This is a genomic window from Pseudomonas avellanae BPIC 631 (genome assembly GCF_000444135.1).
GTDB classification, from domain to species: Bacteria; Pseudomonadota; Gammaproteobacteria; order Pseudomonadales; family Pseudomonadaceae; genus Aquipseudomonas; species Aquipseudomonas avellanae.
Map to the genome: position 1 here is coordinate 23,184 of NZ_ATDK01000228.1, position 20,319 is coordinate 43,502.

Below are 20,319 nucleotides of genomic sequence, written 5' to 3' on the forward strand. Positions count from 1 at the left end.
AGTCGGGCCTATCACTTTCCGGTTAATGCTTTATTGAGATTGTGGGTTTTCTGTTTGAGGGCAATGCTGGTATTGCAGGGGGATACATGCGCAAAACGGTTTATTGGCGCCTTGAAGGCGCAAGGAGAAATCAGATGTTCCTTACCCAGCTGTACATTAGCGTCTACACTCGTATTCAGTCTTTCCTGAAAGACAAAGAGGCGGCTTCTGCCATTGAGTACGCAGTGATTGTAGCGATGGTTGCACTGGTGCTGTTTGCGATGGTGACGCCAATGGGCACCGCAATCAAAGCCAGATTCAACGAAATTATCGAGGCGCTGGGTGGCACCGCTGCTCCATGAGTCTATGATGGTGCCCCTGAGTCCACTATCGAGATATCAACATGGCTGTGCATCCTACCCGCCAACAACTGCTGTTGGTTGATGACGAAGAGGACGCAAATGAGGAGCTCGCGGAACTGCTCGAAGGCGAGGGGTTCTGTTGCTTCACGGCGTCCTCCGTCAAGATGGCCCTGCATCAGTTGACTGCTCACCCGGACATCGCCTTGGTGATTACCGATCTGCGGATGCCGGAGGAGAGCGGCATCCAGCTGATCCGCCACCTGCGCGAACACACCTCGCGTCAGCACCTGCCGGTGATCGTCACTTCTGGCCATGCCGACATGGACGACGTCAGCGACATGCTGCGCCTGCACGTGCTCGACCTGTTCCGCAAACCCATTTACCACATCCGCTTGATTGAAACCCTCAACAACCTGTTCCCTGAACCGAAAATCTTTCAGGTTCAGTGACGGCTGGCGATCCCTCGGTTTCTGCAGGAACGGACCAGGCGACGCTTCGCTTGTCCGCGATTCCTTGGTTTCTGAGCGGACTCGTCCGCGATCTGCCGGGAACCGGCAGCAAAACCAACCGCTTCGGTCACTAGATACAACCAGGGTGGCCTGTTTTGGGGCCGCTTCGCAGCCATCGCGGACAAGCGAAGCGTCGCCCGGTCTGCTCCTACTCCCATTTTTTTTTGTAGGAGCGGACTTGTCCGCGAACTGCCGGGAACCGGCAGAAAAGACGGTGCACTCGTTCCGCCAGACACAGCCGAGTCAGACCATTTCAGCGCCGCCCTATCACCGTCACTCCACCACGCTGAATTCGACCCTCGCGGTCTGGCCGCTTTCGTCCAGGACGCTCAGTTGGTAGCGGCCCGGTTTGTTCAGGGTCGGGGTGAAGTCGTGTTGGGTGTCGGTGTCTGCCATTGGCGAGCCGTCGATGAACCACCAGCGCCGACCACTGCCGCCCAGGGCCGAGAGTTTCAAGTGCAGGGCCTGACGGCTGCCAGCGGGCAGGCGCAGGTTGTCGCCTTCGCGCACGCCGACAATACTAAGCGGCGGTGCCAGGTTGAGGTTCTGTGGCGGGCAGTCCGGGTCTGCGGGTGGCAGGCGCGCCTCGCGTCGTTCTGCCCTGGGCAGCCAGGGCTCAAGTGGCGCAGGCCATAGCGCGATCTCTCTCGGCTGGGCATTCGGGCAACTGGCACCGACACGCAAGCCTTTGTCATTGACCCAGATACGTTCCTGTAAACCCAGCCCCAGTGGTTGATCGGCGGCTTGCAGGGTCGGCGGCGTGGTGCCGTCCAGCGTCCAGGCGAAGCGCTGGCGACGGCAGTTCGGATCGCTCTTGCTCATCGGTTGCCCCAGCGGCCAACAGATCGCCGCCACGCCAACGTTCAACGGCACCGCTTGCACTGGCGCAGCGATGCCGCGCTGGCTGTCGCGATTGACCAGTACATCGTGCACCTGCAGCATCAGCGGCGCAGCCGAGGCCAGGCCGAACTGGCCCGGCACCGGCGTACCGTCCGGCCTGCCGATCCACACGCCGACCAGAAAGCGCGGCCCGACGCCAATCGCCCAGGCATCGCGAAAGCCATAACTGGTGCCGGTCTTCCAGGCCAGTTGCGGACGCTGCACCAGCTCTGCACGTGGATCAATGTCCGGGCGCGACTGGCCGCTGAGAATCTGCCGGATAATCCACGCCGCCCCCGGCGACATCATCCGCCGCTCACGCAGGCGGTCCTGCGGCTGCAACCTGACGTCGGCACTCCGCCCGCTACGGGCGAAGGCGCTGTAGCCAGCGACCAGATTTTCCAGCCGACTGCCGGCCCCGCCCAGAATCAGTGCCAGATTGGGCTCGGCCAGCGGCGGCAGGGTCAGCGGCACACCGCCATTACGCAGTTCGGCGGCGAAGCGTTTCGGGCCGTAGACCTCCAGCAACTGCACGGCAGGCAGGTTGAGGGACATCGACAATGCAGAACTGGCAGCCACCGGCCCGCCGAACCCGGTCGAAAAGTTGCCTGGCCGGTAGTCGCCATAGCGGCGCGGCACGTCCTGCATAAGCGATTCAGAGTGAATCAGCCCGGCGTCCATTGCCATGCCGTAGAGGAACGGTTTGAGCGTCGAGCCCGGCGAGCGCAGTGCGGTCACCATGTCCACATGACCAAAACGCTTGGCATCGCTGATGTCCACCGAGCCCACGTAGGCGCGCACCGCCATGGTCTCTGCCTCGACCACCAGAATCGCTGCCGAGGTGCGCTCCGGCAGCCGTGCCCGCCAGCCCATCAGCAAATCTTCCATGCGCCGTTGCAGCGTTGCATCCAGCGTGGTGCGGATCAGTGGCGGGCTGTTCGGTCGGTTCAGGCGTCGTGCCAGCAGTGGCGCCAGGCTTGGTTCCTGGCGCGGTGCCAGCCACAACGGCTCTTCCAGCGCCTCGTCGACGCTGCCTTGCGGCCACACCTGAAACTCGGCCAGACGCCTGAGCACCTTGTCGCGGGCCAATTGTGCGCGTTGCGGATGACGGTCGGGGCGCAAGCGGCTCGGCGCCTGCGGCAGCACGGCCAGTAACGCTGCTTCGGCGCGCGTCAGGTTCTGTGGGGATTTGCCCAGATACGCCCAACTGGCGGCCGCCACCCCTTGCAGCGTGCCACCAAACGGCGCGCGATTGAGGTACAGGCTGAGGATTTCATCCTTGGACAGGTGCCATTCCAGCTGCAACGTGCGCCACAGTTGGCGAAACTTGCCGGGCAGGGTTCTCGAGTGCGGGTCGAGTAGCCGCGCAACCTGCATCGACAGCGTACTGCCGCCCGACACCACTCGAGCACCGCTGAGGTTCTGCCAACTGGCGCGCACCAGCGCCAGCGGGTTCACGCCGGGGTGGCTGTAGAACCAGCGATCCTCGTAGGTCAGCAGCGCTTCAAGGTAGTAGGGCGAAACCTGCTGGTTAGTGACCGGGTAGCGCCACACACCGTTGGCATCGGCAAAGCGCCATAACGGCGTGCCGTCTTCGGCCAGCACGACACGCGCCAGATCGTCCTTGGGCAGTGGCAACGGCCAGAGGCGATCAGCCAGCCAGAGCAGGGCAATCAGCAGCAAAACGCAGCCTGCCAGCCATTTGAGTTTTTGCACGAGGCGCAGAAGAAATTCAGGTTTCAACGCAAAGAGCCTTTATGATCCACGGAACCTGACACGCCTGGCGACGGCCAAAGCGGACAGATCATTTTCTTCACGACCCCAATCAGGACGTACATATGCAGGTAGAAGGCTTTTTTGAATGGCTCGGACAGGCCATCGGCGCGGTGATTCGCTTTTTCGTCGACGGTCTGGCGTGGTTGTTCAACGGGTTTACCCATGCTGGGGGGAATTTTGTCGATGGTTTGTCCCGCACACTGGGCATGGACACTTCACTGATCAGCATCGTCGCACTGATCATCGGCCTGATGCTGCTCTATTCAGCCGTCCGGGCGTTCATGCGCGCCTCGATCATCCTCGGAATCATATGGCTGGCACTGGGGCTCTGGTTGCTGAGCTGGATTATTCATTGATGCGCTAACTCCGTCTCCACCTGCGGGAGCGAACCGGGCGACGCTTCGCTTGTTCGCGAAAGGAGCTACGCGGTTGGTATTTGTGGGAGCGAACCGGGCGACGTTTCGTTTGTTCGCGAAGGCTTTATTCCTGACGATACATCTTCAGCGGATGTACCGGCCTCTTCGCGAACAATGCGGATCGCCGCCCCGGTCGCTCCCACGGGTAAGCATTCCAATCAATTGATCAACCAGTTAGCGATCATTTGCCCTTCACCACCATCTGCGCGGGCGCGTCACCCAATGCCTGCCAGTTCGGGCGGTACATCGACTCCACCTGCGGCGGCGGCACGCGGTATGTGCCCGGTGTGACTGCGCGCGCCAGATAGAGCAGGTGTACGCTGCGGTTGCCGTCGATATCCAGCGCCGCCACGTAACGATCACCGCGATATTCCTGATGCTTGATCCCGGCGTTTTCCATCGACTCACGGATGGTTTTCACCTCTTCGCTGGCGTCTTCCAGGCTGGCCGAGCTTTGCGCCAGGTTCTGGTTTTCAAGTTCCAGGCCTGCCGGCAGCAAGTCCACCACCAAGGCATCGGGCACACGCTGCTTGGCACCGATCTCCAGATGCACCAGTACCAGTTGACCTGTCTTCAGCGCGCCGACGTTCAGCGGCGCGCCGCTCAGGCTCAGGTATTCGCGACGAATGCTCAGGTTCTCACCGCCCGCCGCAGGTGCCTGGGTCGGGTAACCCGAAACCGTCAGCTGTTGGTAGAGCGGCTCGCTGCCCTGATTGTGAACCGTAAGCGGTGAACCTAGCATTGAGCCGTCCAGCTTGAGGCCTGGCTGCTTGTTGCTCAGCTTGCGGGTTTCGGTGCCGCTGGCGATGCTGGCGGTCCAGTCCTTCTCCGGTTTGCCCAGCAGGTTGCGACCGGCGAGGAACAGCGAATTGCTTTCCTGAGTGGACAGGTAGCGGCTTGCCGCGACTTCATCGGCCAGGGCAAACAGACGCTCGTCGCGCTTTTCCTTGGCGATGTCGTTCTCTTCCAGCAACGCCAGAATCAGCGCCTGATCACGCAGCGAACTGCCGTAGTCGGCCAGCCATTCGTTCTTGCGACCGACGGCCAGGCCTGCGGTAAGGGCCAGATCAGCGCGCGGCTTGTCGCCCATCTTCTCCAGCGCCACGGCCAGTTGCACCAGCGGCAGGCCCGAACGCGCATCGCTGCGGCGGTCGAACAGGCTGCGCAATGCCGCAAGCGGTGCCTGTTGACTGCGTGACAGCACCAGCCCGGCGTAAGCCTGCACGGCAAAGCGGGTGTGCTCGGCGTTCTGGCTGTAATTGACCTGAATCTGCCCCGCGTCCTGCAAGTAGCGCAGCAGACGTTCATTAGCCTTCTTCAGCGAGTCCGCAGGTACCGCAAAGCCCTGATCGCGGGCGCGCAGCAGGAAGTCGGTGACGTAGGCGGTCAGCCAGTACTCTTCGTCGCTGTCCGAGCCCCACAGGCCGAAACTGCCGTTGTAACGCTGCATGCCCAGCAGGCGCTCGATGCCGATCTCGACCTTGCGCTTGCGTTCGGCGTCCGGCTCGCCGGTCAGGCCCAGACGCTTGAGGGTTGCGGCATCAGCGTACAGCGATGGATACAGGCCGCTGGCGGTCTGTTCCAGACAACCATATGGATAGGCTTTCAGTGCCCGGATCTGTTCGCCGAGGTTAAGCGGCGGACGGCTCGACAGCGACAGCAGCGCCTGGCGACCGGCAGGCTCGAAGGCCTCAAGTGCGCCGTCCGGCAGGCTCCAGGTCTGGTCGTTGAGGGTGGCGCGGTAATGCTTGAGCATCGCCGGGTAGGCGGGGCGCACGCCAACGGTCCATTCGCGGGTGAACGCCGGCAGGTTTTCACCCGGCAGGTCCAGGCCTTCCACCAACACCTTGATCTTGCCTTGGCCCAAGCCACCCTGCGCCAACACCGGCACTTTCAGGGTGACGCGCTGGCCTTGCTTGAGCTGCAAGGGCTTGCTCTGATCGCCGCCGGGAATGCTCAACTGACCTTCGGCGCTGATTTTCACGTCCAGCTTCTGTGCTGTGCCCGACAGGTTGGAGACGTCCAGCGCGATACTGGTCTGGTCGCCACCGGCCAAAAAGCGCGGCGTCGACAGCTCGGCGATGATCGGCGCCGCCACCACAGTTTTCGCTTCGGCCATGCCGTAGCGGTCGTCGGTCCAGGCCTGAGCCATAACGCGCAGTTCGCCGTTGAAGTCAGGAATATCGACGCTGACCTCACCTTCACCGGCTTCATTGAGCGTGACCGGAGCACTTTGCAGCGCAACGATGGTGACGCTGGTGTCCGGACGTTTGCCGCCCTTGGCCAGCGCATCACCGCCGAACGCCATGCTCGCCAGGCGACCCTGGCCGGCTTCGATCAACTGGCCATAGATATCCAGTTGGTCAGCGCCATATTGCTTGCGCCCGAACAGGCTGGCAAAAGGATCAGGCGTGGCATAGCTGGTGATATTGAGAATGCCGACGTCCACCGCCGACACCAGCACGTGCACCTGTTTAGGCACGCTGCCATCGGCGTTTTTGGCGACAATCTTGAGTTTAAGCGGCTGTTTGGGGCGCATTTTTTCCGGCGCGGTGACGGTCAGCGCCAGCTTGCGTTGCGCGCGGTCCAGCGGCAGATGCAGCACACCCACGGCGCGCTTGGGCGTGACATTGGCCTTGCGTTCGCCGGGGCGTACCACCAGCGCGGTAACGTACAGGTCGTGACGCGCCCATTGCTTGTCGAGCGGGATTTCAAACGATTTGCCTTCGGCAGGTACGTCGATTTCCTTCCACCACAGCGGACCTTCGCTGGACTCGATCAGCAGGTAGCCCTTGCCGGCGGCCGGAGGGGTCACTGTGACTTTGGCGGTGTCGCCATCGTTGTAGGCCGGTTTGTCCAGCGCCAGCTTGACCTGATCCGGCCTGACCACGCCGCCGTCGGTGTTGTCCTGCCAGCGATAACCGGCCCAGAAACGCAGGCTGCTGATGATGCCGGTGGACGGATCTTCGACCTCGACACGGTACGGACCCCACTCGACCGGGAAGCTGATTTTGGCCGTGGAGTCCTTGGTGATGCTGAGGGTGTCCTCGTTCAGGTTGAGGAATTTCTCGTTGAAGTGGTAGCTCCAGCCGTCATCGGCCGAGTAGTTCCAGTAGTAGTCGCGACGCTCACGGATCAGCCTGACCTTGACGTTATCCGCTGCAAGCTTGTTGCCAGCGGCATCGGCCATCACGATTTCAAACTCGGCCGGGCCGTCGCCGTTGGTCTGGGCTTCGCCCTTGCCGGCTTCCTCGTCGTAGTCTTCGCCACCGGAGCTGCTGCCAAACAGTGCGCGTACGCCGGGCAATTGCTCGGCGGGCCAGATCGGTTGCACCAGACGGCGGGTAATCGGCCGACCGCCAGACTCTTGCAGGCTGGCTTGCAGAATCAGTTGCAGCGGTGATTTGGCCTCTGCCCACTGGGTTTGCACGGAGAGCGTGGAGTGGCCTTCGGCATTGAGGGTGATGGGTTCAACCTCCAGGTCATGCTTGAGGTCTTCTTCGGTGATCGAGCCGAACTGATAGCCCGGCAGTTTGGCCACCGCTTCACGCAATGGACGCACATACACTTGACCGGTCAGGGTGTTACCCGATGCAGGCGCGCCGTACAGGTAGCGGCCGGTGATGTCGAACTCGGGGTTGTCGGCAGGCGCGACAGGCTCGTCGCTGCCCTTGAGTTCCAGAGCCAGACGCTCGGGCAGGAAGTCTTCGACCTTGAACTCATAAAGCTGTGGTTTGCCGTCGCCCAGGTCGAACACCAGTTGCCAGCGCCCGGTCGGGGCTTCTTCGGCAAGTTGCAATTGATACTGGTAGAAGCCACTGCTGTCGGCTTCCCAGACGAACTTGCGGCTGACCTGATCATCAGGGCGGCGCACTTCGACGGTGATCGGTTGTGGTTTGACGTTTTTGCCGTCGCTGTCACGCAGCAGACCGTTGAGCAGCACGGTTTCGCCGGGGCGGTACAGGTCGCGCGGGCCGAAAATGAAGAATTGCAGCGGGTGCGCCTGCGGGCCGGAGATGTCGAACTCGGCCAGATCCAGCGCCGAGCTGTTCAGGCGCAGCATGCTGGTCTGTTCGTCCTTGTGCGCCAGCACCACCGCAGCCTTGGCGGGCAACGGCAGTTGGGCGTGGCCGTCGCTGTCGGTCTTGCCTTGCGCAACGACCTTGCCGTTGTCGTCGTACACATCCACGCTTACGTCACCCAGAGCCTTGCCGCCCTCGAGTGCCTGGGTGAAGACATCCAGGCGATTGCTGTAACGGTGCACCGACAGACCGATGTCGCTGAGGGTGAACAGGGTGGCCGGTTGCGAGTAGCTGTAAGTGCCCGAGGCACGCATCACGGCGAGGTAAACGCCCGGTTGTTGCAGCGCCTTGATGCCGGCAATCGGCAGCAGCACGGTTTCGCGGGTGTTGCGCGCAGGCTTGAGGTCGAAGCGGCCGCCGTAGACCAGGTCGGCCATAGGCAGCAGTTCTTCGGAGCTGTAGCTGGACAGGCTGGATGCGCCGTCCCACTGGGCGAGGAAGTTCGGCATCGCGTCGGGTTTGACCCGGAAGAATTCGACATCGACCTTGTCGACGTTCAACGCGATGACCGGCAAGCCCTCGGCCAGACGGGTCGGCAGCAGGCTGCCACGACTGGCGAAGCCGACAGTGGGTTGCAGGTCGCGGGTTTCCAGGCGGCTGATGTATTCGGCTGCGAGTTTGGCCTTGTTGACCGCCAGCAGCCCGGCATCGACCGTCAGCACCAGTTTGCGCTGTGGCTCCAGATGGCGCAGGCGCAATTCCATGAGGTTGTCCGACAGCTCCCAGGCACCATCGACCTTGCCGTTCTTGCTGTCCACCAGATGCAGTTTTTCAGCAAACTTCTGCTCCGGGTCCAGCGGCACGGAAAAACTCACCGACAGCGTGCTTGCGCCGTCTACCTGGATTTCCGACACATCAATGACCGTCAGTTCGCGGCCTGCATAGCGCTTGCTCAGCGCGGCGAGGTCGACCGCGGGCTTGGGCTTTGTATCGGCAACCGTTGCCTGGGTGTTGGGTGCCGTGGCGGGCGCTGGTTTATCCGGGGTAGAGGAATCACAGGCGCTCAGCAGCGCGAGCGCGCAAGCCAGAAACAATCCTTTGTTTAACATAGGTGCACTCATCGGCAACGGTTGAGAGAGCGCGACTATATAACAGTCGTGATGACAAGTATTACTGTCAGATTGATAAGTGTGTGTCTGGACACATTCGGGGCGAGGAGCGTCGCACGATAGTTGAGGTTATCGTTCCTTACGCTCCTGCGTAGGAATGCCGTGCGTGACGCTCTGCGTCACAGATTTGCGCTGCACTGCAAAAGCAAGACCGGACGCGGAGCGTCCAGAACGGCATGCGACGCGGAGCGTCGCACGATAGATGAAGTTATCGTTCCTTATGCTCCAGCGTGCACGGTAGGTGTTCTCAGGATCCGGCGGCCATCATTCACGCAACAAAGCCCTCGCGCTCTGGCTACAATGCTCGCCTTCCCGGGAGTTCTCATGTCCACGTTGCTCAACGACTGGCGTCATCGCTCAACCCACCGTCGTGTCTGGGCGCTGGCGGCGCCGATGATTCTGTCGAATATATCCGTGCCCTTGGTGGCGTTGGTCGACAGTGCGGTGATCGGCCATCTGCCGCATGCCCATCAGTTGGGTGCCGTCGCCGTAGGCTCGACGCTGTATACCTTTCTTGCCTGGGCGATGGGCTTTTTGCGCATGGGCACCACCGGCTTTACTGCGCAGGCAGCCGGGCGCAATGACAGCGCGGCGTTGCGCCGGATACTGCTGCAAGGTTTGCTGCTGGCCGCTGGGCTGGCGTTGTTGCTGGGCGTGATCGCTTTACCGTTCAGTCACCTGGCGCTGGCGATGATGCAGCCTTCGGCCGACCTGCAACAGATGACGCTGGACTTCTTCCACACCCGATTGTTCGGCCTGCCCGCAGCCTTGGCCAGCTATGCACTGGTCGGCTGGTTTCTCGGCACGCAGAACGCCAGAGCGCCGCTGGCCATTCTGCTCGTCACCAATCTGGTCAATATCGCGCTCAACCTGTGGTTCGTGATGGGCCTGGACTGGGGCGTGGTGGGGTCGGCCCGCGCGTCGGTGCTGGCGGAATGGACCGGTGTGGTGCTCGGTCTGCTGCTGGCCTGCAAGACCCTGCGCGCCTGGGCCGGCCAGATTGTCTGGTCGGCGCTGAAACTGTGGAACAACTGGCGGCCGTTGCTGGCGGTAAATCGCGATATCTTTCTGCGCACGCTGGCGCTGCAATCGGTGATGTTTCTGATCACTGTGCAAGGCGCTCGTCTGGGTGATGCTACGGTTGCCGCCAACGCGCTGCTGCTCAATGGCCTGCTGTTGACCGCTCATGCGCTCGACGGCCTGGCGCATGCGGTTGAAGCGCTGTGCGGCCACGCCATCGGCGCGCGTGACCGGGACACCTTGCGGCGTTCGCTGGTGGTGGCGGGGGGCTGGTCATTGATCGCAAGCGTAGGGTTCGCGTTAGTGTTTCTGGTCGGCGGGCACGGCTTCGTCAGCTTCCAGACGGACATCCCCGAAGTGCGCGCCACCGCCATGACTTACCTGCCGTATCTGGCGCTGATGCCCTTGCTGGCCGTCTGGAGTTACCTGCTGGACGGGCTGTTCATCGGCGCCACGCGGGCCCGCGAAATGCGCAACGCGATGCTGGTCAGCGCGGCGGGCATCGCGCCGGTCGCCTGGCTGGCTTCCAGCCACGGCAACCACGCGCTGTGGCTGACGTTTCTGGCGTTCACTTTGCTGCGCGACTTGAGTCTGGGGGCCATCGCCTGGCGTCTGACGCGCAGGGACGGCTGGTTCGTTCACTGAGGCGCTGAGCCCGAACCCTTTGTTTCACGCTGCGCAAGTGGCGTGTGTTTGACGAACATGTCCACCTCGTCAACCACCGGAGCCAGACCGCTGAGCAATTTGGCAAACGCGCCTACCAGGGTGCCGTGGTTGGTGCGTGAGAAGTACAGGTCGCGTACCGGCACGTTTGCCGCGCGCAGCTTTTGCGCCAGCCCGCCGGTATTGCGCTTGGGGTTGACCAGTGTGTCGGTATTCGAAGCCATCAGCAGCGCCGGTGGGGCACTGGCACTGACGTGGTTGATGGGTTGTGAGTCCGGCGGGGAGTTCGGGAAGAAGAACACCGGTTTGACGTCCGCGTTCTCGATTGGCAGGAAATCATAAGGCCCGGCCAGGCCGATCCAGCCGCTGAGAATGGAAGGGGCAAGCCCCTCACGAGCCAGCCAGCGCGGGTCAAGCGCCAGCATCGCGGCGTTGTAGGCCCCCGCACTGTGACCCATCACATACAGCCGGTCAGGATCGCCACCGTAGGTTTTTGCGTGTTTGTACGCCCAGGCCAGCGCTTTGGCCGAGTCTTCCAGAAAACTTGGATAACGCACTTGCGGATACAGCCGGTAGTCGGCAATCACCACCACCATGCCACGCGCCGCCAAGGCTTCGCCGACGAAGGCGTAATCGGTCTTCGAGCCGCTGTTCCAGCTGCCGCCGTAAAAGAACACCACCACCGGTGCGTTGTCCGGCTTTGATTTCGGTGTGTAAACGTCCAGCGTATGGCGCGGATCCGGGCCGTAGGCCAGCCCGTAGACATGATCGACAGGGCCGCTCGGGTTCAGCGTATTCAGCAGCTTCAAAGGCGAGCAGCCGGACAACGCTACCAGCACGGCACCGGTCATCAGCGTCAGGAAAATCGCTCGGATCATAAGGAAGGCTCGGGCAGTTGATCGGATATGCCTGAGACCATCACGCTGCGCCCCAGTGCCGCACAGTTACTGCTACGTTGTTTGCGGGCAGGTGGATCACCTGAGGCATCGGCTGCGTTGTTGGGGTGCTGCTGAAGCGCTCTGTGTTACACGCAACTCCAAATGACTCTCTTGCCAATGCTCTACATCGGCATGAAGTTCGTGACGCTCCGGGTCACATCTATGCTGCAACACAACGTCATGCCTTGGCCGTAGTCACAGAACATAAACGAAAGCGCTTTTTGACCACGATGGTACTGACGACGCAGATCGCAACGTAAGTGACGGAAACGGAGCCGGGATTTTGCTTACTTTGATCCTTCAAAGTCAGTCGCCGAGGGGCGAAAAGGTGACCTGAACCGGAAAAAAGATCACTGGTATCGCAGAACCGCTGTGTGACGCGGAGCGTCACGAAATACATTCCAGCGCGGAGCGCTCATCGTTATACATAAGCCCTGACGAGCCAGGAAAACGTGGCTCTCAGCTTCTACTCACAGGGCATTGGAGCGACCGCGACGGCGATCCGCATCGTTCGCGAAGATTGTAGTTCAAACGATGTGTTTTCGGCGATTATGCCTGCTCTTTCGCGAACAATGCGGATCGCCGCCCGGTCGCTCCCACGGCCTTCGGCCAGAATCAAAAGCGGGCTTGCGTATAACGACGAGGGTGAATGTGTTTTCACCCCCGTCTTTCGTGCCCTCAGGACGAAAGGTACGACGAGCGGGTCAGGCCCAGGCGCAGGGCGTCGAGGAAGTAGGTGCGTTCGCGTGGGGTTATCTTGGCGCTGGCGACCTTGTCCCGGTAATGGGTCATCAGTTCTTCCGGCGACAAATGCACGTAGCGCAGCATGTCTTCGATGGTGTCGTGGGTCTCGATACCGGCGTGGTACACGCTGCCGTCAGGGTTCTGGTAGATGTTCACCGAGTCGGTGTCACCGAACAGGTTGTGCATGTCGCCCAGAATTTCCTGATAAGCGCCCACCAGAAAGATGCCCAGCAGATAGTCTTCGCCTTCGTTCAGCGAGTGCACCGGCATGCTGGTCTCGATGCTCTGCTCGTCGACGTATTGCTTGATCTTGCCGTCGGAGTCGCAGGTCAGGTCTTGTAGCACGGCGCGGCGTACAGGCTCCTCGTCGAGGCGGTGCAACGGCAGGATCGGCAGCACCTGGCCGATTGCCCAGGTGTCCGGCAGGCTCTGGAACACCGAGAAGTTGCAGATGTACTTGTCGGCCAGCTTGTCATTGAGCTCGTCCAGCACCTGACGATGCGAGCGTTGACGGGCTTTCAGCGAATTGTACAAACGGCGGCAGACAGCGAAGTAGCATTGTTCGCCCAGCGCTTTCTCGGCCAGGCTGATCTTGCCATCGGCGTACTGGGTGGCGATGTCGCTCATGTAGTGCGTGGCGCGCCAGTAGGTTTCGGTGACCATCTCGATGTCGGTCGGCCCCAGCAGGTCAACCAGCCACTGCACGGTCTCCGGCAGGCTTTCCTTGTCGGCAATCTTCGGCACTTCGTCGTTGTGCTTCTCGACGTCGGTCACCTGCACCACCAGCATGGCGTGGTGGGCGGTCAGCGAGCGGCCGCTTTCCGAGAAAATATGCGGGTGCGGCAGGCTCTGCGCGTCGCAGAATTCCTTGAGCATACCGACCACGACACCGGCGTAATCGTCCATGTCGTAGTTGATCGAGCTGGCATTGCGCGAGTGAGTACCGTCGTAATCGACGCCCAGACCGCCACCGACGTCGATGTAATCCACCGGCAGGCCGAGTTTGCGCAGTTCGCCGTAGTAGCGGATCGCTTCCTTGAAGCCGTGCTGGTAGTCCGCCAGGTTGGCGATCTGCGAGCCCATGTGGAAGTGCAGCAGACGGATGCCCTGATCGAGGCCTGCCTTGCGGAAGCGCTCGACCACCGAGAGCAATTGCGCGGCGGACAGACCGAACTTGGATTTCTCGCCGCCGGTGTCTGCCCACTTGCTCGAGGCAAGGGACGACAGGCGCACGCGCAGGCCGACCTGAGGGGCGACTTTAAGCTCGGCGGCTTCTTCGATGACCAGCTCGACTTCGGATTCTTTCTCGATGACGATGAACACGTTGTGGCCCAGCTTCTGGCCCATCAGCGCGAGCCGGATGAACTCGCGGTCCTTGTAACCGTTGCAGACGATGGTGCCGCCTTTGGGCGCCAGGGCCAGCACGGCCATCAGCTCAGGCTTGGAGCCAGCTTCCAGACCAATCGAAACGTTCTGCGTGGCGATGATGTTTTCCACCACCGCTTCCTGCTGGTTGACCTTGATCGGGTACAACGCGGTGTACTGGCTCTGGTATTCCAGGCGCGCAATGTTGCTGTCGAATGCGCCGGTCAGCTGACGCACGCGGTCCTGCAGAATATCGGGGAAGCGCACCAGCAACGGCAGCGACAGGCCGCTTTTGCGCAGGTTATCGACCTGCTCGTAGAGGTCGATGGGCGAGCTCTCCGGACCTTTGGGGCGGACTTCAACACGGCCTGCCTCGTTGATTGCAAAATAACCCGCGCCCCAATGGCGAATGCCATAAACGCTACGGCTGTCCGCAACTGTCCATTGGCTGCCATCGTCTTTGCGTGTGCGTCGTACGGACATCGAGGTCCCCTATAAAGAAGTCATAGCGCCAGCCAATAACCGGCTGGGCGCAGTGTAATGAGTTGAAATGACGATTTGAGTCGCGGGTTCAGCCGCCGGACTTTTTGGCCTTGAAGCCTTTCTTGACGAGTTCTGCGATCAGCAGTTCGACATGATCGCCCTGAATCTCGATCACACCGTCCTTGAGCGAACCGCCGGTGCCACAGCGTTGCTTGAGGGCCTTGGCCAGCTCTTTGAGCGGCTCTTCGGCCAGCGGCACGCCGCTGATGGTGGTGACTGTCTTGCCGCCACGGCCTTTGCTTTCGCGACGTACGCGAGCAACGCCGTCCCCTTCGGGAATGGCGGTCTGTTTGCAGGTGCAGTCGGCAACAGGCTGACGACAATCGGGGCAGTGGCGCCCTGCGTCGGTTGAAAACACCAAGCCACCCAAGGCGGCGAGGGAAGCGGCTTTTTTAGCCACGGAACATCCTCTTGTTGAGGACTGAAGATGGGTCGGGCTCATACGAGCCATCGACCGCGAAGCCCCACTCTGGCAGGGGCAGCGCTACTGAAAGGGCAGGGCCGGTCCAGTTTGAAAAAGGTCGCGCAGTGTAACGGCAAACAGCCCGAATGCTAAGAGGCTGGATGCGCCAATTTACTGAACAGTCGCTTTGCCGAACACTTTCATCGCTAAACAGATACAGACTGATTCAGGTAGCGTTTCAGCGCAGCCAGCGAGTCCGGGCAGTAGGGCGTGTGTTCTGCCTGATGCAGCACTTCGTCGATGGGCATGAAGCGCGCTTCCAGTACCTCTTCAGGTTGCAGTTTCAGCGGCCCGTCCCACACTGCCGAAAACACAGCGCACCACAGGCGATTGCCGGGCTGATCGAAGAAAAACTGTTCGTGAGCCTGCAGCGGCACGCCACTGACACCCAGCTCTTCTTCAAGCTCACGGGCCGCAGACTCGGCGTAGCTTTCATCTGCCTGAACCATCCCGCCGGCCGCCACATCCCAGTATCCTGGGTAAATCGCCTTGCTCAGCGTACGCCGGTGCACACAGAGGTCCCCGGCACTGTTGAACAGCAGAATGTAGGTGCCACGCCCGATCAGGCCTTGTTCGCGCAGTTCGGCGCGAACCATGGGGCCCAGCAACTGATCCTGCTCGTCGACCCAGGCAATGTGCTCGGCGTCCGAGGCGGCGCGGTGCGCGGCCTCGTTCGGAGAAATAGCCATCAGCCCTGATTCAGCAACTGGCGAAGGTCGATCACCGCAGCATTGGCGCGTGAGATGTAGTTGGCCATGACCAGCGAGTGGTTGGCGAACACACCGAACGGGCTGCCGTTGAGAATCATCGGGCTCCACAGCGGCTCCTGAGAAGCCTCCAGCTCACGAATGATCTGACGCACACTCACTGTCGCGTTCTTTTTGGCCAGCACATCGGCAAAATCCACTTCGATTGCGCGCAGCAAGTGCGACAGCGCCCAGGCCTGACCGCGCGCTTCATAGAAAACGTTGTCCACTTCCAGCCACGGGGTTTCAACGATTTCCTCGTCAACCTGCGGTACTTCGCCCGGCTTGACCGAAACAGCGGCTTCGGTTTTCAGCGTGCTGTTGAGTTTGACCCTGCCGACACTGGCCGACAGGCGCTGCGACAGCGAACCCAGGCGCGTTCCGACATCACCCAGCCAGTTGTTGAGGTTGTCGGCGCGGGCGTAAAACAGTGCGCCTTTCTGGTTCGGATCGGACAGTCGTGCCTGGTAGCGACTCAGAGATTTGATGCCCTCGGCATACTGAGATTCACTGGAAGGCAGGATCCAGCTGCGATTGTTGAAGTTGAACAACGGCTCGGCGCGCGCCAGATCGCCATCTTCGGCAGATTGCGATTGCGAGCGGGCGAAGTCCTTGCGCAGCGCACGGCTCAGGTCACGCACCTGAACCAGCACGCCGTATTCCCAGCTCGGGATGTTGTCCAGCCACAGGCCAGGCGGCATGCGGTCGTTGGAGAGGTAGCCACCACGCTTGTCGAGCAAAGTGCCGGCCACGGTTTTCAGGGTTTCGACCGTGGTGTAGCCGATAACCATCTGCTTGCCTTCGCGTTCGGCGGCGGCTTGAGCGTTTTGTTGTACCGGGAACAGTGCGGGTTCTTTACTCCAGTACCAACCGACGACGAGCGCCACCAGCAGGTAAATCAAGATCAAGGCGCCCAGAGCGCGGCTATAGAACAGGTTACCCAGGTAACCCCGGCGCTTGACCGATGCGGTGTCAGCGGTGCGCTCACCCGCGCTGCCTGCGCGGTTTTTCCAATCCAGCATGGTAGGGTCCTTTCGATCTTGAGTTGAATGCTACACGGCGTTCGACCGCAACCTTCCTGGGCAGTTTCAAGCGATAGGCTGGAAGCTGCAAGCGGTTAGCTTCAAGCCTCAAGCCTCAAGCCTCAAGCTTCAAGCTCAAAGCCGACCGCTTCTAGCTTCTAGCTTGCAGCTAAAAGCTTATAGCTGTTATCTATCAGTCGATTGATTTTGAGTAATGGCTATGCGCCATCAAAATGTTGTCAAATAAGTGACTTACGGCGCTCTTCTGTCGTATGGGAGGTGCTAGCATAGCGCCATCAGCCATTTCGCTCAGTAAATCAACAGTAGTCTGAATATGACCGAGCTCGAAGACCCTAGCCGCGATCGTCTCAAGCATCACTTTGCCCAAAGGGTCATTCATCAGGCTCGGCAGATTCTGGAGACATGGCAACGCCTGCAAAAAGCCGAGTGGTCGGTTGCCGACATGGCCGAACTCAAAGAGGCAACGCTGCGTCTGCTGCGTTTTGCCGAGCGCTTCGAGCAAGCTGAGCATGTGGCCCTGGCTCACGAGATCAATCAGTCACTGGAAGCTGTTGACGCCAATCGCGGCCGGCTCAACAGCCACGTCATCACAGAACTCAATCGCCTCATGCAGCGCCTGTCGCGCACCGGGCTGCGGCATGGCGACCGCTTCGAGCAAACGTCGCTGCCGCCGCTGCGCAAGCCGGTTTACGTGGTGCTTCAGGACCATGAGCGGGCCGAGCGTCTGGCCAAACAGCTGGAGTTTTTCGGCTTGTCGGCTCTTTCACTGCACAGCGTTGCCGATTTCCAGCGTGCCATGGCGCAGCGGCACCCGGCGGCGATTGTCATGGACGTCGATTTCAGCGGTCCTGGCATGGGCTTGAAACTGGCCTCGCAGGCGCAGGAAGGGTTGGAGCAAAAGCTGCCGCTGTTGTTTTTCAGTCTGCATGAAACCGACACACCGACCCGGCTGGCAGCGGTGCGCGCCGGTGGTGAGGAGTTTCTGACCGGCGCACTGGAAGCATCGAGCCTGCTGGAAAAAATCGAAGTGCTGACCTGCGTGGCGCAATACGAGCCTTATAAAGTGCTGATCATCGATGATTCCCGTGCCCAGGCCCTGCACACCGAGCGCGTGCTGAATGCCGCCGGGATCGTGACGCGGGTGCTCATTGACCCGATTCAGGCGATGTCCGAACTCGCCGATTTTCAGCCGGACCTGATCATTCTCGACATGTACATGCCCGGCTGTACCGGCACCGAGCTGGCCAAGGTCATTCGCCACAACGACCGTTACGTCAGCGTGCCGATCATTTACCTGTCGGCCGAGGATGATCAGGACAAGCAGCTCGATGCCATGAGCGAAGGCGGCGATGACTTCCTGACCAAGCCGATCAAGCCGCGCCACTTGATCACCACGGTGCGCAATCGCGCCGCCAGGGCTCGCAATCTCAAGGCGCGCATGGTTCGTGACAGCCTGACCGGGCTCTACAACCACACGCACATCCTGCAACTGCTGGAAGATTGCAGTTTTCGTTCGCGACGTGAAGGCACGCCGCTGTGTTTTGCCATGCTCGATATCGACCACTTCAAACGGGTCAACGACAGCCACGGCCATCCTATGGGTGATCGGGTCATCAAGAGCCTGGCACTGTTCCTCAAGCAGCGCCTGCGTAAAACCGATTTCATCGGTCGTTACGGCGGTGAAGAGTTCGCCATCGTCATGCCAGACACCGACATTCATAACGCTCACAAGGTGCTCGATGAAATCCGTCACCGCTTTGCGGAGATTCACTACCCGGCGCAGCCTGTGGACCTGTTCTGCACGTTCAGTGCCGGCGTGGTTTCCCTCGGTGCAGATGATGACAGCCTGAGCCTTGCCTCACAGGCCGACACCGCGCTGTATCGCGCCAAGCATGCAGGGCGCAATCAGGTGCATTCGGCGCTGGTGGAAGCGCCGTATCATGTCGTGCTGGCAGAAATCGAGGCCTGAGCAGTCTTACCCCTGGCTTTCGATAAGCCGCTGCCGCTCCCCGGTTTTACCGGGTGAAAACGCCAGCGCCAGCTGAGTGCGGTTGTGCATATGGGTCAAGCGCAGAACCTGCGACACGTAAAGTTTTACGGTGTTTTCGGTAATGCCCAGTTCGCAGGCAATCTGGTAGTTGGTCAATCCGGTACTGACCAGACGCGCCACATCGAGCTGGCGACGTGACAGTTTGGCGAGCACCGTTGGCATCTGTGAGGCATTTTCGGCATTGAGCCGTGGCTTGCGCCCGGCCTGCGGCGTGCTCTGGACGCTGTCCAGATTCTGATAAAGATCGTCAATGGACGCCGCCAGAAACTGAAGTTTCTCGTTGAGCGGGCCCAATTGCTGACGGTTTTTCTGGCGCTCGGCCAGCGCTTCTACCTGCGACTGAACCCCTTCGAGCAGTTCATCGAGATTGACCGGCTTCTGGTAGTAATCGGCAATACCCGCCCGAAGCGCCTTGATGACATCCTTTTTCTCGGCTTGCCCGGTCAGCATGATGGCTTCGAACAGATGCGTCTTGCCGCCCGCCATCTTCATGGCTTCGACCATTTCGATGCCATTCATGCCGGGCATTTCCAGATCGCACAGCACGATGCCGATGGCGCTGTCGTTGGCAAAGTGTTCGATGGCTTCAAGGCTTGAGTGACAGCGCACACACGCATAGCCGCAGCCTTCCAGAAACTCGCCGAGTTCTTCAACGATCAAAGGTTGGTCATCGACCACCAGAATTTTTGGGACCGGGTAGTTATTCACATGCGACTCCATGCTGTTAAGGCCGGCAAACCGGGACCTTTATCCATTCAGCAAAACATGATCAAGCTCTGTTTGCGTACGCGACGTTACGCGAGCGCGATGTATCAACCGTAGTCGTACTTTCCGACTATGTACATAGCATTATATTTTCATTCGACTAATGGATAACACACACTGTCAGCAGCGGGCCGATCAATAAGAACGGTGAGAAAGGATATTTGTCTGGCACCCCGGGATTCATGTGTTTGTAACGCTGCGTAACCTGTTGGTGTATAAGAGGCCAGACTCTTTTACCTATCAATGCCCACGCCAGCATCGCGACGCCTGCGCCAATAAACGTGCATAACAAATAAGCAGTGTTTGATGCAAGCGCCAATGCCGTCATCAACTTGACGTCTGCAGCGCCCAGCCTGCCCAGCGTGTAACCGGGCAATGTCAGCGCCAAGGCCAGCAAAAGCGCCAAAGCCCCCTCAAGCTGTGGCGCGCCCAGCCAGGTCAGGCCGGTAACGGCCAGATAGACGGTTGTAAGCGCTATGGCGCCCAGTGTCAACCCATTGGGGATTTCCTTGCGGCGCGCATCCTGTTCGGCGCAAATTGCAAACCAGACCAGCAGAAAAAATAATTTCATCAAGCAAAAAACATCCTGTTTTCCGTAAAGAACCTATGCTGTTCAAAGGTCGTAGATGTCAGGGTAGACGTTGAAATGAAAATACGTGCGCATCGTGCCTTTCCCGGCAAACAACAGGGTGCCGCCGCTATTGAATTTGCTGCGGTGTTTGTCGTTTTCTTTGCAGTGTTCTACGGCATGGTGAGTTATAGCCTGCCGTTGCTGATGATGCAGGGCGGCGGCAAAAACTGAGCGCAACACCTGACCAATCCGGTACGGTGAACCTATGTCATATCATGAACTCAGCATTGAAGAAC

General features: G+C 60.3%; 14 protein-coding genes and 1 pseudogene. 6 read left to right on the top strand and 9 right to left on the bottom strand.

The window, feature by feature from the left end; translation table 11 throughout:
* Positions 1 to 134: 134 nt before the first annotated feature.
* Positions 135 to 341, top strand: coding sequence for a Flp family type IVb pilin (locus DW49_RS0110815; RefSeq protein ID WP_005763190.1), 207 nt, complete (start codon positions 135 to 137; stop codon positions 339 to 341).
* Positions 342 to 382: 41 nt separating this feature from the next.
* Entirely contained in the window at positions 383 to 790 is a 408-nt protein-coding gene (locus tag DW49_RS0110820; RefSeq protein ID WP_005620693.1) for a response regulator, read from the top strand.
* A gap of 333 nt (positions 791 to 1,123) precedes the next feature.
* On the opposite strand, the gene pbpC is transcribed toward DW49_RS0110820, so the two are convergent.
* Positions 1,124 to 3,472 carry a peptidoglycan glycosyltransferase PbpC gene (gene pbpC, locus DW49_RS0110825; RefSeq protein WP_024420861.1) on the bottom strand — a complete coding sequence of 783 codons (2,349 nt, stop codon included), beginning with the start codon at positions 3,470 to 3,472 and terminating at the stop codon, positions 1,124 to 1,126.
* 95 nt (positions 3,473 to 3,567) lie between these two features.
* On the opposite strand from pbpC, the gene DW49_RS0110830 reads away from it, so the two are divergent.
* Positions 3,568 to 3,861 carry a hypothetical protein gene (locus DW49_RS0110830; protein WP_002555356.1) on the top strand — a complete coding sequence of 98 codons (294 nt, stop codon included), beginning with the start codon at positions 3,568 to 3,570 and terminating at the stop codon, positions 3,859 to 3,861.
* A 241-nt stretch (positions 3,862 to 4,102) separates the two neighbouring features.
* On the opposite strand, the gene DW49_RS0110835 is transcribed toward DW49_RS0110830, so the two are convergent.
* A complete protein-coding gene (locus DW49_RS0110835; RefSeq protein WP_024419749.1) occupies positions 4,103 to 9,052 on the bottom strand; it encodes an alpha-2-macroglobulin family protein in 4,950 nt (1,649 codons plus the stop codon).
* Positions 9,053 to 9,436: 384 nt separating this feature from the next.
* Between DW49_RS0110835 and DW49_RS0110840 the strand changes: the two genes are divergently transcribed.
* Positions 9,437 to 10,777 (top strand): MATE family efflux transporter, encoded by a 1,341-nt coding sequence (locus DW49_RS0110840; protein WP_005620689.1) that lies wholly within the window; start codon positions 9,437 to 9,439, stop codon positions 10,775 to 10,777.
* Here the strand turns inward: DW49_RS0110840 and DW49_RS0110845 are convergent.
* The 5 genes from DW49_RS0110845 to DW49_RS0110865 all read right to left on the bottom strand — a co-directional run bounded on the left by DW49_RS0110845 (position 10,771) and on the right by DW49_RS0110865 (position 16,616).
* A complete protein-coding gene (locus DW49_RS0110845) occupies positions 10,771 to 11,673 on the bottom strand; it encodes an alpha/beta hydrolase (protein ID WP_005620688.1) in 903 nt (300 codons plus the stop codon). The two genes, DW49_RS0110840 and DW49_RS0110845, sit on opposite strands and share 7 nt — an antisense overlap.
* A gap of 738 nt (positions 11,674 to 12,411) precedes the next feature.
* Positions 12,412 to 14,325, bottom strand: a complete 1,914-nt coding sequence (speA, locus tag DW49_RS0110850) for an arginine decarboxylase (RefSeq protein WP_005620686.1) — start codon at positions 14,323 to 14,325, stop codon at positions 12,412 to 12,414.
* Between the two features lie 88 nt (positions 14,326 to 14,413).
* Positions 14,414 to 14,785: a translation initiation factor Sui1 gene (locus DW49_RS0110855; protein ID WP_003376518.1), complete on the bottom strand. Its 372-nt coding sequence runs from the start codon at positions 14,783 to 14,785 to the stop codon at positions 14,414 to 14,416.
* A gap of 209 nt (positions 14,786 to 14,994) precedes the next feature.
* Complete coding sequence (locus DW49_RS0110860; RefSeq protein ID WP_005620684.1) at positions 14,995 to 15,537, bottom strand: NUDIX hydrolase; 543 nt, start codon at positions 15,535 to 15,537, stop codon at positions 14,995 to 14,997.
* A complete protein-coding gene (locus DW49_RS0110865; protein ID WP_005620682.1) occupies positions 15,537 to 16,616 on the bottom strand; it encodes a DUF2333 family protein in 1,080 nt (359 codons plus the stop codon). The genes DW49_RS0110860 and DW49_RS0110865 overlap by 1 nt, the downstream gene beginning before the upstream one ends.
* Positions 16,617 to 16,950: 334 nt before the next feature.
* Here DW49_RS0110865 and DW49_RS0110870 point away from each other — a divergent pair, with 334 nt between their 5' ends.
* Entirely contained in the window at positions 16,951 to 18,606 is a 1,656-nt protein-coding gene (locus tag DW49_RS0110870) for a response regulator (RefSeq protein WP_005620681.1), read from the top strand.
* Positions 18,607 to 18,612: 6 nt separating this feature from the next.
* On the opposite strand, the gene DW49_RS0110875 is transcribed toward DW49_RS0110870, so the two are convergent.
* Together DW49_RS0110875 and DW49_RS0110880 are read right to left on the bottom strand one after the other, a co-directional pair.
* Positions 18,613 to 19,395 carry a response regulator transcription factor gene (locus DW49_RS0110875; RefSeq protein ID WP_005620679.1) on the bottom strand — a complete coding sequence of 261 codons (783 nt, stop codon included), beginning with the start codon at positions 19,393 to 19,395 and terminating at the stop codon, positions 18,613 to 18,615.
* Positions 19,396 to 19,552: 157 nt separating this feature from the next.
* Positions 19,553 to 20,023, bottom strand: coding sequence for an A24 family peptidase (locus DW49_RS0110880; RefSeq protein WP_024420391.1), 471 nt, complete (start codon positions 20,021 to 20,023; stop codon positions 19,553 to 19,555).
* A gap of 75 nt (positions 20,024 to 20,098) precedes the next feature.
* Between DW49_RS0110880 and DW49_RS1000000130005 the strand changes: the two are divergent.
* Positions 20,099 to 20,236, top strand: a pseudogene (locus DW49_RS1000000130005) (TadE/TadG family type IV pilus assembly protein); the annotation flags it as partial.
* Positions 20,237 to 20,319 lie beyond the last annotated feature (83 nt).